General features: G+C 61.6%; 8 protein-coding genes. 7 read left to right on the top strand and 1 reads right to left on the bottom strand.

Annotated features, from left to right (window positions below):
* Window positions 1-58: 58 nt before the first annotated feature.
* From ACQY6C_RS01285 to ACQY6C_RS01295, 3 genes are all read left to right on the top strand, one after another.
* The gene (locus tag ACQY6C_RS01285) at window positions 59-1,756 is read left to right on the top strand and encodes a class I adenylate-forming enzyme family protein (RefSeq protein ID WP_427963816.1); all 1,698 of its coding nucleotides are present in this window, start codon (window positions 59-61) and stop codon (window positions 1,754-1,756) included.
* Between the two features lie 23 nt (window positions 1,757-1,779).
* Complete coding sequence (locus ACQY6C_RS01290) at window positions 1,780-4,542, top strand: [protein-PII] uridylyltransferase (protein ID WP_427963818.1); 2,763 nt, start codon at window positions 1,780-1,782, stop codon at window positions 4,540-4,542.
* A 74-nt stretch (window positions 4,543-4,616) separates the two neighbouring features.
* Entirely contained in the window at window positions 4,617-6,953 is a 2,337-nt protein-coding gene (locus ACQY6C_RS01295) for a TonB-dependent receptor (RefSeq protein ID WP_427963820.1), read from the top strand.
* Window positions 6,954-7,008: 55 nt separating this feature from the next.
* Here ACQY6C_RS01295 and ACQY6C_RS01300 read toward each other — a convergent pair whose 3' ends face one another.
* A complete protein-coding gene (locus ACQY6C_RS01300; protein ID WP_427963822.1) occupies window positions 7,009-7,683 on the bottom strand; it encodes a YggS family pyridoxal phosphate-dependent enzyme in 675 nt (224 codons plus the stop codon).
* On the opposite strand from ACQY6C_RS01300, the gene ACQY6C_RS01305 reads away from it, so the two are divergent.
* The 4 genes from ACQY6C_RS01305 (at window position 7,667) to ACQY6C_RS01320 (ending at window position 13,473) form a co-directional block, all read left to right on the top strand.
* Window positions 7,667-8,239 carry a thiamine phosphate synthase gene (locus ACQY6C_RS01305; RefSeq protein ID WP_427963824.1) on the top strand — a complete coding sequence of 191 codons (573 nt, stop codon included), beginning with the start codon at window positions 7,667-7,669 and terminating at the stop codon, window positions 8,237-8,239. The two genes, ACQY6C_RS01300 and ACQY6C_RS01305, sit on opposite strands and share 17 nt — an antisense overlap.
* 76 nt (window positions 8,240-8,315) lie before the next feature.
* Window positions 8,316-10,673 carry a DNA translocase FtsK gene (locus ACQY6C_RS01310; protein ID WP_427963826.1) on the top strand — a complete coding sequence of 786 codons (2,358 nt, stop codon included), beginning with the start codon at window positions 8,316-8,318 and terminating at the stop codon, window positions 10,671-10,673.
* Window positions 10,674-10,741: 68 nt separating this feature from the next.
* A complete protein-coding gene (locus ACQY6C_RS01315; protein WP_427963828.1) occupies window positions 10,742-12,493 on the top strand; it encodes a copper resistance system multicopper oxidase in 1,752 nt (583 codons plus the stop codon).
* The gene (locus ACQY6C_RS01320) at window positions 12,490-13,473 is read left to right on the top strand and encodes a copper resistance protein B (RefSeq protein WP_427963830.1); all 984 of its coding nucleotides are present in this window, start codon (window positions 12,490-12,492) and stop codon (window positions 13,471-13,473) included. The genes ACQY6C_RS01315 and ACQY6C_RS01320 overlap by 4 nt, the downstream gene beginning before the upstream one ends.
* Window positions 13,474-13,731: the final 258 nt, after the last annotated feature.

Genomic DNA, 13,731 nt, shown 5'->3' on the forward strand with positions numbered 1-13,731 from the left:
TCATTCCTGAAAAGGGAAGGCGTGAGCGCCTATTGTGATGGAGAGGAGATGGCAATCCATGCCAACCGAGCTCGATAAAGCCCTTGATGCGATCATGGACAAGCTCACCGAGGCCGGCGGACCGGCCGAAACAATCATGATCGATCGCGGCGGCGTTGACATGCCGGCGCTCAAGAACGCCCCGCCCAGCCTGATCCACTATTTCGAACATTACTGCAGCGAACATGCCGATGCCTGTTTCCTGGTCGATGGCGATGTGCGGCTGAGCTTTGCCGAAAGCTGGGATGCGGCGCGCCATGTCGCAGCCGGGCTGGTGAAGGATCACGGGGTCGAGCGCGGAGATCGCGTGGGTATTGCGGCCCGCAATTCGGCCAACTGGATCGTCGCCTATATGGGCGTCCTCATCGCCGGCGGTTGCGCGACCCTGCTCAACGGATTTTCCAGTGGCGAAGAGCTCGCCGATCAAATCGAATTGGTCGGCTGCAAACTGCTGCTCGCCGATGCACAGCGGGCCAAGCGGCTTGACGGGCAAAGCCACGGCGCCAGGATCGTTCTGTTCGATCACTGCAACGATCCTGCCGATGGGCTCGGCGCAATATGGGGCGATCCGGCCTCGGCCAGTTTCCCCGAAATCGGGCCGGACGACTATGCAACCATACTTTACACCTCAGGCTCGACCGGCAAATCCAAAGGCGCGTGGTCCGATCACCGCGGGGTGGTCCACGGCGCACTGAGCTATGCGATGCAATCGCTGATGGCTTTCACCTATCTCGACAGCAGCGGTGACGCGCCGACCACGCAAGCCTGCGCTCTGGTCGCAGTGCCGCTGTTCCACGTTACCGGTGAAGTGCCGGTGTTCCTCCAGAGCTTCGCGCTTGGGCGCAAGCTGGTGCTGATGCCGCGCTGGGATGCGGGCGAAGCATTGCGGCTGATGGACAAGGAGAAGGTCAGCTATTTCGCGGGCGTGCCGCTGATGAGTTACGAGATTGCGACCCATCCCGATCGCGCGAAATACGACATCAGCTCATGCTCGGGCTTTGCCGCAGGTGGCGCCCCGCGCCCGCCCGAACATGTCACCAAGATCAAGGAAGCCTTTCCAGATGGCTTCCCGTTGCTCGGTTATGGCCTGACTGAAACCAATGGCGTGGGTTGCGCGAACTTCAATGAGAACTACCTCGCCAAGCCGTCGAGCACCGGCAAGCCCAGCCGTCCGCTGGTCGATCTCGCCATCCTCGACGACGATGGCAACAAATTGGAGCAAGGCAAGACCGGCGAAATCTGCTTCCGCACGGTGTGCAATTTCATCGGCTATTGGAATAACGACGAGGCAACTGCCGAAGCCTACACCCGGGATCGCTATTTCCGGACCGGCGATCTGGGCTACATCGATGAAGACGGCTATCTGTTCATCGTCGACCGCAAGAAGGACATCATCATTCGCGGCGGCGAGAACATAACCTGCATCGAAGTGGAGGAAGCGATCTACGCGCATGATGCGGTGGCGGAATGCTCTGTCTTCGGCCTGCCTGACGAGCGTATGGGCGAAGTGCCGGCCGCGGTCTATCACCTCAAGCAAGGGAGCGATCTGACGCCTGCTGGGCTGCGCGAGTTCCTGTTGACGCGTATCGCCCCCTTCAAGGTGCCGCTGGAACAGCATATTTGTCTTTCGGACAAGTCGTTGCCACGGCTGGGCACGCAAAAGATCGATAAGCGCACAGTTCGCACAATGTTCAGGGATGAGCTGGAAGGAGTCTGAGAAATCAAACTGCGGGATGCAACTTGACCAATTATCGCATTCATAACCAGCGCGCCATCATCGACCGGCGCACACTGAGCGAGCGCATCGTTGCGCTGGCCGAAGAGAGCGGTGCGCAAAAGGCGCGGCCGGAAATCCTTGCGCTGCTCAAGCAGGCGCTCGATTCCGGGCGCGAGGAAATTCGCCGGCGGCTGGAGGAAAAGCCATCGGCCGGGTATGAATGCGTCCACGGGCAGGCGTTCCTGATCGATCAGTTGCTGCGCGTGATCCACGACCACGTGACGGACCACGTCTATCCGGTTGCGAACAGGACCGCTGCCGAACGGCTCGCGATGATCGCCGTCGGGGGATATGGCCGGGCCGAAATGGCGCCGCAGTCCGATGTCGACATTGCCTTCATCACGCCCACCCGCCGGGCGCCCTGGTGCGAGCAGGCAATCGAGGCGATGCTCTATTTCTTCTGGGACCTCGGCCTCAAGGTGGGTCACTCGAGCCGCACGGTCGATGACAGCCTGCGCATGGCGCGCGAGGACCTGACGGTGCGGACCGCGCTGCTAGAAGGGCGTTTCATCTGGGGCGACCGCGGGCTCTACGATGAAATCTCGAAGCGCTTCTGGGACGAAGTGGTCAAGGGCAGCGAGCGGCAGTTTCTGACCGAAAAGCTGGTAGAGCGCGATCAGCGCCACAAGCGCATGGGCGACAGCCGCTATGTCGTCGAGCCCAATATCAAGGACGGCAAGGGCGGGCTGCGCGACCTGCAGACGCTCTATTGGATCGGCAAGTATATCCACAAGGTGCGCAGCGCTGCCGAACTGGTCGATGTCGGGCTACTCACTCATGGCGAATATCGCAGTTTCCGCCGCGCCGAAGGCTTCTTGCTGGCGGTGCGATGCCACCTGCATTTCATCACCGGGCGGGCCGAAGACCGGCTGACCTTCGATATGCAGCGGCGCGTGGCCGAACGGATGAATTTCGCCGACCGTCCCGGCAAGAGCGCGGTCGAGCGCTTCATGCAGTTCTATTTCCTCCAGGCCAAGCGCGTCGGCAGCCTGACCGGCGTGTTCCTGGCGCATATCGAAGACCAGCTTTCGCGCAAGCGCGGGCAGAGGGGGTTCTTCGCCGGTTGGAAACAGAAGGCACGCGAGATCAAGGGCTACAGCGTGTTCGGCGGTCGAATTGCAGCTCCGTCGGGCGACTGGTTCCGCAAGGATCCGGTGCGGTTAATCGAAATCTTCCAGCTGGCCGAAGCCAATGGGCTGGAAATTCACCCCGAAACCATGCGCCAGATCACGCGCGACAGCACGCTGATCAAGGACGATGTGCGCGATGATCCGCGCGCCAATGCCTTGTTTCTGGACCTGCTGGCTGGCCGCAACGACCCCGAAATGGTGCTGCGCTGGATGAACGAAGCGGAAGTGTTCGGCCGCTTCGTGCCCGATTTCGGCCGCGTCAATGCGCAGATGCAGTTCGACATGTACCATCACTACACGGTCGATGAGCACACGATCCGCGCAATCGGCCTGCTCAGCAAGATCGAGAAGGGCGAGCTGGAGCGGGACCATCCGCGCAGCAGCAAGCTGATCCATGAAGTCAGTTCGCGGCGTGCAATCTATGTCGCGGTGCTGCTGCACGATATCGCCAAGGGGCGTGGAGGCGACCATTCGGTGCTGGGCGCGGATGTCGCGAACCAGCTATGCCCGCGTTTCGGGCTCGACGATGCCGAGACCGAACTTGTTGCCTGGCTGGTGCTCAATCATCTCCTGATGAGTTCGACCGCGCAAAAGCGCGATCTCACCGACCCGAAGACAATCGAGGATTTCGTCAGCGAAGTGCAGAGCGTGGAGCGCTTGCGCAATCTGCTTCTCCTGACCGCGGTCGATATTCGTGCGGTCGGCCCCGGAACCTGGAACAGCTGGAAACGCCAATTGCTGGGCGAGCTCTACGATGCCGCGCAGGAACGCTTGCGGCTGGGCCACTTGCGCCACGGGCGCAAGGAGCGGGTCGAAGCGAAGAAGGCGGCGGTGGCCACGCGGATGGACAAGAACGCAGGCTTGATTGCCGAGATCGGTGAGCAGTTTGGTGACGCTTACTGGATCGCCGAGCCGGAAGACGTGATTGCCCTCAACCTGGTCCAGTACCGCGTCGCCCGCGAGATCAAGGACCAGCTTTCGATCCATTGCGAGTATTACGAAGCGCGTGGCGCGACGCTGGTAACGGTGATCGCGGCCGATCACCCCGGCCTGTTCTATCGCATTGCGGGCGGCATCCACCTTGCCGGCGCAAACATCATCGACGCGCGCATCCATACATCGCGCAGCGGCTGGGCAGTCGACAATTTCCTGGTGCAGGATCCGCTAGGCAATCCGTTCCGCGAAGCGAGCCAGCTCGACCGGCTGAAGAATGCAATCGGCGATGCGCTTGCCAACCGGATCGAGCTGGTGCCCAAGCTGGCGCAGCGCCCTCTGCCGCGCAACCGCGCGGGTGCCTTCGATGTCGCGCCGCGTGTCAATTTCGACAACACGGCATCAAATCGTTTCACTGTGATCGAGGTCAATGCGCGCGACAGGTCCGCCCTGCTTAACCGCCTCGCAAGGGCATTGTTCGAAGCCAAGCTTATGGTCCATTCGGCGCATATTACCGCCTATGGAGAAAGCGCGGCCGATACATTCTACGTAACTGATCTTACAGGAGGAAAAATTAGTGGAGAGTCCAGGCTGAACGAGATTCGCAAGCGGCTGCTTGAAGCTGCAAGCGATCACCGTCAAAAACAGCTTGAGGATGCATAGAGCAAGTCTATTATCAAATCTGATAACATAATGTCACGGTTGTTGCCGTGGCAAAGGATGGAGGAGAAACGTCAATGACAAAGAGATTCACATCACAGCGAACCCTTGCGCTGCTGCTATCCAGCTGCGCATTGGCGCCTGTTGCTGCGCATGCGCAGGATGCAGGGGATGATACGCCGACCGAAGAGTTTGAGGATCAGCGGAGCGCGATTGGTTCCTTGAACACCATCGTGGTGACAGGAACGAAGACGCAGAATGCGGAAGACGTTCAGGATGTGCCACTGGCGGTCACGGCGTTCAACTCGCAAAGCCTGGAAGCGCTGAAGGTACGCGACGTCCAGTCGCTGACCTATTCGGCCCCCAACGTCTCGCTCGACCAGATCGGCACCAGCCGCGGCACTGCGAACTTCTCGATCCGCGGCCTCGGCATCAACAGCTCGATCCCCTCGATCGATCCAACCGTGGGTGTGTTTGTCGACGGTGTGTACCTCGGCTTCAACGGCGGTGTCGTGTTCGACCTGTTCGACCTCGACAGCGTGGAAATCCTGCGCGGTCCGCAGGGCGTTCTGTTCGGCCGCAACGTGACGGGCGGCGCGGTGCTGATCAACACTGGCAACCCGACCGAGTATCTGACCGGCAAGTTCCGCGCAGCGGTTGACGGGCCGTTCCTCGACGGTGGCCGCGGCGGCGCCAACTACACGATCAGTGGCGTCGTTTCCGGCCCGCTGGTGGAAGATACGCTGCTGTTCAAGCTGGGCGCCTATTACAACAAGGACAAAGGCTACTTCACCAACCTGTTCGACGGTTCGAACCAGGGCCGCGCCGAGACCAAGATCCTGCGCGGCGCGCTGGAAGGGCGCTTCGGCGACCTGACACTGACCGGCAAGCTCGACTATTTCGAAAGCGATGGTGACGGGCCGGCAGGCCAGAACCGCGGCCTGTTCCCGCGCGACACGTTCAAGCTGTCGATCGACGAGCGCGGCAATTACGACAACAAGATCTGGACCGGCTCGCTCAAGGCCGAACTGGACATCGGGGCCGGCACGCTGACCAATATCTTCGGCTATCGCGACTACGAAGCGACGACGCTGGGGGATATCGACTCGCTGCCGTTTTTCGGATTCCATTCCAACACCGAAACGGCGCAGGATCAGATCTCAAACGAGCTGCGTTATGCTGTCTCGACCGACGCATTCGATCTGACCGTGGGCGCGTTCTACTTCGATCAGTCGATCGCCTATACCGAAGTGCGTGATCTGCCTCCGCTTTCTCCGCTGACCTTCTATGGCGGCGGCAGTCAGGACCACCAGGTGCTCGGCCTGTTCGCTTCAGGCCAATACCATCTCACCGATGCACTATCGGTTATCGCCGGTATCCGCTGGAGCCGAGAGAAAAAGGACGCTGGCGTAACCTATGTTCGCCCGCGCCCCGAATGCTCGGTTGTGGGAGGCACCTGCCCGACCAGCGGTCTGAATCCGTTTAGCCAGGACCCGTTCAACTTCTTCGCTGCCGAGAACAATGGCTTCGAAGACAAACATTCGTGGAAGAACTGGTCTCCCAAGCTGGGCCTGCAATATGAGTTCGGTCGTGGCCAGGTCTATGCAAGCTGGACGCGCGGCTATCGCAGCGGTGGCTACAACTTCCGTATCACATCTCCTACTGCGTTCGAGGCTGTTGCGTTAGCCAATGGCGAATTCTTCTTTGACGAGGAAAAGGTCGACAATTACGAAATCGGCAGCAAGTTCCAGACCGATGACGGTAGCTTTACGCTGAATTTGGCGGCATACTATACCGACATTGCGAACATGCAGCGCGAAGTGAACCAGTCTTCCGCAACTTCAGGTGTGGTGCAGTCGATCTTCAACACTGCCGATGCCCATATCATTGGTTTCGAAGCGGAATCGCGGATGCGCGTGTCGGACTCGCTGCTGTTCACGGCCAACATCGGGATCATCGACGACAGCTATGACAAGCTGTTATTCGATATTTCCGGCGATGGCATGATCGACGATGCCGACAAGGCACTGCGCCTTCCGCGTGTGCCCGAAGTCACCTTCGGCTTTGGCTTCATCCACGAGTGGGACCTCGGATCGAGTGACATCGTGACCCGGGCGAACTTCCAGTATCGTGACAAGTTCGCCTACACGGACAACAACTTCGGCTGGATCCAGGACATCTCGAATCTCGATGTCAACGTGACCTGGAACACACCTCTCGATGGGCTGGCATTCTCGCTCTACGGCAAGAACCTGCTCGACGGAGTCCAGGCTGGCGGCGACTCGCAATTGCCCTTCGGCGGACCGCTGGGCAACGGCGTGAACCGGCCGTTTGACTTCTACCCGGCTGCGGGCACGCTCTCGCCGCTTTCGAAGGGCCGCCAGCTTGGCGTGGAAGCGACTTTCGAGTTCTGATTTTTCGGATATCGAAACAAAAGGAGGGGCGTCCATGCGGGCGCCCCTTCTTCGTTCAGTGCTGCGAATCTCTTTCACCAAACAGCGCTGTGCCTACGCGCACATGCGTCGCGCCGAGCATCGCCGCAGTCTGGTAATCGCCGCTCATACCCATGCTGAGGCCGGAAAGCTCATTATCCGCCGCCAGCTTCGCCAGCAGCGCAAAGAAGGGCGCGGGTTCGATATCGAAAGGCGGGATGCACATCAGCCCGGCGATCGGAATACCGGCCTCGCGCGCCTGCGTTAGCAGCTCGGGCAGAGCCTCCACCGCGCAGCCGCCTTTCTGCTCTTCGCTTCCTACATTGACCTGGATGAAGCACGGCACGCGCTTGCCCAGCTTCTCCATCGCTTTGGCCAGCGCCTTCACCAGGCTGGGCCGGTCGAGCGCATGGATACAGTCGAACAGCGCGACCGCATCCTCGGCCTTGTTCGATTGAAGCTGGCCGATCAGATGCAGTTCGACATCGGGATAGCGCTCCAGCAACGCGGGCCATTTCCCCTGCGCTTCCTGCACGCGGTTCTCGCCGAAGACGCGCTGCCCCTCTTCCAGCAGTGGCACAATCGCTTCGGCGGGATGCGTCTTGCTGACCGCGATCAGCGTCACATCATCGGGCTCGCGGCGCGAAGGTGTGCAGGCGCGCGCGATGTTGGCGCGGACCTCCTGCAGCGGCGTTGTGGCTTCACTGTCCATATCGGCGCGCTATAGCGGGTGTGTGACGCAAGGCCATACCCTCCCGAAGCTGTGGCTTCTTTCCGATGCGCGCAACGATGCGAAGCTTGAATGGGCGCTGGCCACCTTGCCCAAAGGCAACGCCTTCATCTTCCGCCACTACCACCTTGAGGGCGATGCGCGGCGGGCCAGGTTCGATGAATTGAAGGCGATCGCCAGCGCGGCGGGCCACCTCATGATTCTTTCGGGCGATGCCGAGACCGCAGTCGAATGGGGCGCACAGGGGATCTATGGGCCGCCAGGAAAGCTAGGCAAGAGGCCTGGCCTCCTGCGCTTTGCAACCGCGCATGATGCGCGAGAGATCGAACTCGTAAATCGCGCCAAAGCGGACGGCGTGTTTCTATCTCCGGTCTTTCCGACCCGCTCGCATCCGGGCGGAGCTTGTCTGGGTGCGTCCAATTTTCGCGAGATCGCTGCCCGCGCCGAAATGCCCGTTATCGCGCTTGGCGGAATGAATGCCGAGCGTGCGAATGAGCTCGATTGGCCCCGCTGGGCCGCGATCGACGGGTTGAGCTAGGCTTCACCACCCACCGCAGGAATCTTGACCGCGAGTCCGCAAGGATTCATGGTGTGTTCTCACAGGAGGGCGCCCCATGGCGACACGAGCAATGAGCACGAGCAAAAGCCGCGGAAAAACCGACTGGCGGGCAGCGTTCCGCCGCTCGATGCGGCGCGCTGCGCAGATGACGGGCGCCGTCGTGCTGTTCGGCCTGATGATCTTCCTTGCGCTGTCGATCGCAAGTTACACCCAGACCGACCCGAGCGGCTCGACCGCTGCGTCGGGCGAGGACATCCGCAACTGGATGGGCGCTAGCGGCGCCTGGGTGGCAGACAAGGTGCTCGGGGCCTTCGGACTGACCGCAATCCTGCTGCTGCCCTTGCTCTACGTTACCGCGCGCAAGCTGTGGCGGGATGTCGAGCACGAGGATGAGGAAGACACCACCCGCTGGTGGCTGCCGCTAGGCATGCTGCTGCTCGCCATGACGCTGATCGCGACCGTGCTGTCGCTCGCTTTTGAAGGAACGCAGGGCACGCTGCCTGCGCAAATGGGCGGCATTTCGGGCTTGCTCGGCGCTGCTGCGATGGAAGCGGTTGCCACGCGTTTCGGCGAGGATTGGCATGGCTGGGTGATCCTGGGTGGTGCGCTCGCCAGCCTGGCTGGCGGCGTGGCGCTGCTGACCCGCATTTTCGCGATCGACTGGCGCAGCCTGCTGACGCTGCCCGAGTTCATTTCCGACCGTTTCGCCAGCCGTCGCACGATCGACAGCGGTGACAGCGGCCTCGCTCTGGCGCGCAATACGAAGCCTGCAAAGCGCACCAAGCCGGAATCCGAACCGCGACCCGAGCCTGCCCCACGCCGCGCGCCTGAAATCACCGATCCCTCCGCTCCGCCGAAGAAGGCGATCATGCCCAAGGCCAAGCAGCGCGACATGTTCGCCAGCTATGATCTGCCCAGCCTCGACCTGCTCGCCGACGCGCCCGAGAACAACGCGCCCAAACTCGACAAGCTTGCGCTGGAGCGCAATGCCCGCCTGCTCGAAAACGTGCTCGACGATTTCAACGTCAAAGGCGAGATCACTGCCGTGCGCACCGGACCGGTCGTGACCATGTACGAGCTGGAGCCGGCCCCTGGTATCAAAGCCAGCCGCGTGGTCGGCCTGGCGGAAGATATCGCGCGCAACATGTCCGCCATCTCCGCCCGCGTCAGCCCCATTCCGGGCAAGACCGTGATGGGGATCGAGCTGCCCAATACAGACCGGGCCATGGTCAGCTTCAAGGAATTGGCCGCCTGCGAGGCCTTTGCCAATAACAAGGGCAATCTGCCGATAATCCTGGGCAAGGATATCGCGGGCGAGCCCGTCGTGGCGGACCTTGCCGCCATGCCCCACCTGCTGGTCGCGGGCACCACCGGATCGGGTAAATCGGTCGGCCTCAACGCGATCCTGCTGAGCCTGCTCTATCGCTTCACGCCCGCCGAATGCCGGTTGATCCTGATCGACCCCAAGGTGCTTGAGCTCAAGACCTATGACGATATCCCGCATCTGCTGAGCCCGGTGGTGACCGAGCCGCACAAGTCCGTGCGCGCGCTCAAATGGGGCGTCGAGGAGATGGAGCGGCGCTATCGCATGATGAGCAGCGTCAATTCGCGCAACATCAACAGCTTCAACGAGAAGGTCAGTGCGGCCGCCGCCAAGGGCAAGCCGCTGGGCCGCCGCGTGCAGACCGGCTTCGATCCCGAAACGGGCGAGGAAATCTACGAGGAAGAACAGCTCGATTACGAACCGCTGCCGCAGATCGTGCTGATCGTCGACGAGCTGGCCGATTTGATGGTCACTGTCGGCAAGGAAATCGAAGTTCTGATCCAGCGCCTCAGCCAGAAATCGCGCGCCGCCGGCATCCACCTCATCATGGCGACGCAGCGCCCCTCGGTCGATGTCATCACCGGCGTCATCAAGGCGAACCTGCCGACCCGCATCAGCTTCAAGGTCACCAGCCGGATCGACAGTCGCACCATTCTGGGCGAGCAGGGCGCAGAACAGCTGCTGGGCAAGGGCGACATGCTCTACAAGCCCAACACCGGCGCGATGGTGCGCGTGCACGGCCCCTTCGTCAGCGACGAGGAAGTCGAGCATGTGGCGGATTTCTGGCGCGGCCAGGGCAAGCCCGACTATGTCGATGCGGTGACCGAAGAGCCGGAAGATGGCTATTCCGCTTTCGAGGACGAGCTGACCGCCAGCGACAATCCGGAAGAGCGCAAATATCGCCAGGCCTGCCAGATCGTGATCGAGAACCAGAAGGCCTCGGGCTCATGGCTGCAACGCCAGATGGGCGTGGGCTACAACACCGCCGCCAAATGGATCGAGCGGATGGAAAGCGAAGGACTGGTCGGCCCGGCCAACCATGTCGGCCGCCGCGAAATCTTCCGCGACCGCGACGGGAACCCGCTTTGAGTCTTTAGGGCATTGAGTGCGATGCCGACATCGCTTGTCTCAGAGAGAGCAGAGCTTATCTAGCTTTCATGCCCATCAATCGACGCAGGTTCCTCACCGGCAGTTCCATCATGATCGGCACGGCCGGCCTTTCGCGGGCCATGCCCGCCTGGGCGCGCGGTGCGCATGGCGGAATGGCGGCGCGGCGAGGCTGCGATGTGCTTTCGGGCGAGCACCTCACCATGACTGTTGCCGATGCCACGTTGTTGACCGGCAAGCGGCATGGCCCGGCAGTCGCCGTCAATGGGACCATCCCCGGGCCGCTTGTTCGATTGCGCGAAGGCCAGAACCTCGTTGTCGATCTGGTCAACAATTCGTCCGGTGAAACCTCGATCCACTGGCACGGAATGCTTGTACCCTTCCTGATGGACGGCGTGCCAGGCGTGTCGATGGCCGCGGTGAAGCCGGGTGAGACATTCCGCTACGAATTTCCGGTCAGGCAAGCGGGCACCTATTGGTGGCACGCGCATACGTTGCAGGAGCCGATGGGTCACTATGGCCCCATCGTGATCGATCCTGCGACCCCGTCGCCACACGAATACGACCGCGAATATGTCCTGGTGCTCACCGATTGGTCGCCCATGCACCCGCACGCGATCATGCGGAAGCTCAAGCTGGGCGAAGCCTATTTCAACTACAACAAGACGACAGCAACCGATGACTATCCGCTAAGCGGCGCAGATCGGCGGATGTGGGCGCGCATGCGGATGATGCCGACCGACATCGCCGATGTGACGGGGTCGACCTACTCCTACCTCGTCAACGGCCATGGCCCCGACGACGGGCTGGAGCTGGTCTATGAACCGGGCGAGCGCATTCGCCTGCGGATCATCAACGGATCCGCCATGACCTTCTTCAACGTCCGTATCCCCGGCCTTGCGATGACGGTAATTGCCGCTGACGGGCAGGATGTGCAGCCGGTCGAAGTGGACGAATTCCAGATCGGCAATGCCGAAACCTATGACGTGCTGATCGAGCCGAAGGGGGCCGAGGCGTTTGCTTTCGTCGCGGAAGCAATGGACCGTTCAGGCATGGGGCTGGCGATGCTCACCAGCCGGGACGGGGCGAGAGCAGATATTCCCCCGCTCCGCGATCCGCCGCTGCTGACCATGGCCGACATGGGCATGAGCCATAGCGCGATGCAGGGGATGGACCATGGCTCGATGGAGGGCATGGACCACGGTTCGTCGGACGAGATGGAGATGTCCGGCATGAGCATGCGCGACACTTCCTTGCTGCCTGATTTGGTGGAAGCCGGTCCTGGCCTCGACATGGTGGCGATGAACCCGGTCGACCGGATGGATTTCCCCGGGCTAGGCCTCGACAAGGTTGGGCACCGCGTGCTCACCTATCGCCAGCTCATTGCTGCCCGGCCCAATCCCGATCCCCGGCGGCCATCGCGCCTCAAGGAGATTCATCTTACGGGCAATATGGAACGATATATGTGGTCGTTCGACGGTAAGAAGTTTTCCGCCGTCACCGATGATCCGATCCGCTTCGCCTTCAACGAGCGGGTCCGGGTCAGGCTGGTCAACGACACCATGATGGCGCACCCGATCCACCTGCACGGCCATTTCTTCGAGCTGGTCAACGGGCACGAGGGTTTCCAGCCGCTGAAGCACACTTTGATTGTCCAGCCCGGCGGGAGCGCCACATTCGACCTCACCGCAAACGAGCCGGGCGACTGGGCGTTTCACTGCCACCTCATGTACCACATGCATTCGGGCATGTTTCAGGTGGTCACCGTCAGGCCACTTCAGTCGGCGGAAGACCGGCCATGAGAGCGCTGCTCGCTGTACCCGGACTGATCTTGCTGGCCGCCCCTGCTGTCGCGCAAGACCATGGCTCGCACGAAGGCCATGACATGGGTGCGGATCAATCGGAGCAGAAGGAAACTCCTTCCCCGATGCCCGAGATGGATCATGGCACAAGCGATGAAGGCGCGATGGGCCACGGTGCGATGGATCATGGCCCAATGGAACGTTCGGCCATGACGCACGGGGAGGAAGAGGAAATCCCGCAGGCCCCGCCCCCGCCCGAAGCATTTGAAGGACCGGCCCATGCAGCCGATCAGTTCGCCGGTGCCTCGATCATGGCTGCCTCGCGTGCCGATGTCGTGCGCAAGGTCAGCGGAATGCCGCTGTTCTGGTTCCAGGGCGACCGGCTGGAATATCGCGCGCGCCAGGGGAATGACGGCTATCTCTGGAATATCCAGGGCTTCTACGGCGGGGATATCGACAAGTTCTGGTTCAAGAGCGAGGGCGAAGGCAGCTTCGGCGAGAAGCCGGAAAGCGCCGAAGTGCAGGCGCTGTGGAGCCATGCGATCGCCCCCTTCTTCGACCTGCAGGCTGGCGTGCGGCAGGACCTCACCGGTCCGGAGCGAACGCATGCCGCGCTCGGTGTACAAGGGCTTTCGCCCTATCTCTTCGAGATCGATGCCGCCGCCTTCCTCTCGGACAAGGGAAACCTGACGGCGCGGATCGAAGCCGAACTGGACCAGCGCATCACCCAGCGGCTGATCCTGCAGCCGCGGGCCGAGTTGGCCCTGTCCGCGCAGGACATTCCGGAACTCGATATCGGTTCGGGTATCGAAAGGATCGAGCTGGGCCTGAGGTTACGCTACGAGATTGCACGCGAGTTCGCCCCCTATGTCGGGATCGACCAGGAATGGCGGACCGGCAAAAGCGCGGATTATGTGCGGGCCCGCGGCGAAGATCCTGGCGTGACCAATTTCGTGATTGGCGTGCGCTTCTGGTTCTGAGCACGGCGGGGGCGTGACCGGCTGTGGCGGCGGAGGGTTGACGTTCAACGACGATGGTGTTGGCAGGCAGCATTCCGCGCACTCCCAGCGCGGAGGCAGGGCAACGAAGCAGAGCGCAAAGCCCGCACGCACTCGATTGCGCCAAACTTACCTCTCCGGCGCAATCCTTATCGCCGCAGACGCCCTTCGGCCTTGCTTTGGAACGCGCAGGCACGATAACCATTGTTAGAATGCGCCGGATGGGTGCGCAGACCGAGA

This window comes from Altererythrobacter sp., assembly GCF_050299635.1.
Classification (GTDB): domain Bacteria; phylum Pseudomonadota; class Alphaproteobacteria; order Sphingomonadales; family Sphingomonadaceae; genus Erythrobacter.